The organism is Thermodesulfobacteriota bacterium (assembly GCA_040758155.1).
Taxonomy (GTDB): domain Bacteria; phylum Desulfobacterota; class Deferrimicrobia; order Deferrimicrobiales; family Deferrimicrobiaceae; genus UBA2219.
In genome coordinates, this window is the sequence record JBFLWB010000111.1 from 1 (window position 1) to 2202 (window position 2202).

The 2202-nt window shown below is 66.5% G+C and carries 2 protein-coding genes; one reads left to right on the forward strand and one right to left on the reverse strand.

Annotated features, from left to right (window positions below; translation table 11 throughout):
• Positions 1–91: 91 nt before the first annotated feature.
• Positions 92–1732, forward strand: coding sequence for an acyl-CoA synthetase (locus AB1346_07130; GenBank protein ID MEW6720204.1), 1641 nt, complete (start codon positions 92–94; stop codon positions 1730–1732).
• Positions 1733–1780: 48 nt separating this feature from the next.
• Here AB1346_07130 and AB1346_07135 read toward each other — a convergent pair.
• Positions 1781–2202: AI-2E family transporter (locus tag AB1346_07135; GenBank protein ID MEW6720205.1), on the reverse strand; the 422-nt coding region annotated here is incomplete at its 5' end.

Consider the following 2202-nt stretch of genomic DNA (forward strand, 5'->3'; position numbering starts at 1 on the left):
ACGCCGCGCGGAGACGCGCGGAACGAAGCACGGCGGCGGGCCGCCTGCCCCGGCCCGCCGCCGCACCCATTGAGGAGGAGGACAGCAGGAGATGGGCAATATCCCGGAGAGCTACCTTCCGCCGCCCGATCTGAGGCCTCAAAGGATCTACACGCTCGACGAGTTCCGGAACATCCCGCAGAGGTTCAACTCGACGGAGATCCTCGTCGACCGCAACGCCGAAAAATTCGGCGACCGGACGGCGATCTATTTCGACGAGCAGCGCATCTCTTACAAGCAGCTCCAGGCGAGCGTGAACCGCGTCGCCAACGGGCTGAAGAAGCTGGGCGTGGAGGAGGGCGACCGGGTGATGATGCGGATGCCCAACATCCCGCCCATCCTCGTCTGCAACTTCGCCGTCATCAAGATCGGCGCGGTATCGCTGCCCACCTCGGTCCTCTTCGCGCGCACGGAGATCGCCCACGTGGCGAACGTGGCGGAGGCGAAGGTGATCGTCGTCGCCGCGGCCATGCTGGGAGAGGTGGAGGCGGTCCGGGCGGACCTCAAGTCCGTGAAGTCGATCGTCGTCGTGGGCGGCGACGAGAACGAGGTCCGGGCGAAGGGGTACGTCCCGTACGCCGACCTCATGAAGAACCCCGACGCGTGCGAAGCGGTGCAGCGCGACCGGATGGACGTCTCCGTCCTCCTGTTCACCTCCGGAACGACCGGGCTCCCCAAGGGGACGGCGCATTTCATGGAGGAGTCGCTCATCGTCGCCGACGGCTTCGGGAAGTACTGCTGGGAGGTCACCGACAAGGACGTCATCGGCGGGCCGGCCCCGCTGGCGATGGCGGCCGGCTACTCCACCGTGGGCGTCATCCCGTTCCGGTTCGGCGCCGGCGTCTCCCTCATCCCGAGGTTCGACCCGGTCTCGATGTTCAAGAACATCCGGGACCATAAAATCACCATCATGTCGGCGCTGCCGACGGCGTACCGCAAGATGCTGGCCGACATCGACCCGAAGGAATGGGACTACTCTTCCTTGAGGTTCTGCACCGGCGGCGGCGAGGCGCTGACCGCCAAGACGTATCTCGACTGGAAGGAGAAGTTCGGCCTGGAGATCTACGAGGGGCTGGGCACCACGGAGATGATGTTCGTCTTCATCTCCTCCGCGGTGACCAAGAAGGTGAAGCCCGGCGCGATCGGGACGGCGTGCCCCGGGTACACGGTGCGGGTGGTGAACGAGAGCTTCGAGCCGGTCAAGCCCGGCGACGTCGGAAAGATGATCGTCCAGGGCCCCACCGGCACGATCTACTGGAAGGACAACGAGAAGCAGAAGTCGAGCGTGCGCGACGGCTGGTGCCTTGCGGGAGACGTCGTCACGATGGACGAGGACGGGTACGTCCAGTTCCTGTCCCGCGAGGACGACCTCATCAAGTCGTCCGGCTACCGGATCGGGCCCGAGGAGATCGAGGAAGCGCTGGTGACGCACCCGGCGGTCGCCGACGCGGGCGTGGTCGGCGTTCCCGACCCGATCATGGGGCAGAAGACGAAGGCGTTCGTGCAGCTCAAGGCCGGCGTCTCGCCTTCCGAGGAGCTCAAGAAGGAGCTTCTCGAGCATTGCAAGGGGAAGATCGCGGTGTACAAGCTGCCCCGGGACATCGAGTTCCTCGACGCGATGCCGAGGACCGCGGTGGGGAAGCTGCTGCGGCGCATCCTCCGGCAACAGGAAGTGGAACGGTCCAAGGCCTGACGGGGCCGGGGCCCGGGAGGAATCTCCCGGGCCCCTTCCGCATCGGGGTCAGTTCCCCAGCCACCTCCCGATCCGCCGCGTAGACGGGATGTTCTCGAGGACGCAGCGCAGCACCGTGAGGATCGGGATCCCCAGCAACAGTCCCATTCCCCCCCAGAGGATCCCGAAGACCAGAAGCGCCGCCGTCGAGGCGGTCGCGTTCATCCGCACCCCGGCGCCGACCAGCCGGGGAGTGAGGTAGTTGACCGCGGCCAGGTGGAAGACCGTGACGGCGGCGACGATCGCGAACAGCGGCGCCGCGCTTTCGAAGCTCACCATGCCTACGATCAGCGCCGGCAGGAGCGCCAAAGGCAGCCCCAGGTAGGGGACGATGCTCAAGCATCCGCTCGAGACGCCCAGGACGACGGGGTAAGGAAGCCCCGTCGCAAGGAAAACGAGAACGGTCGCCGCGGCGAGGATCGCGGCGATGG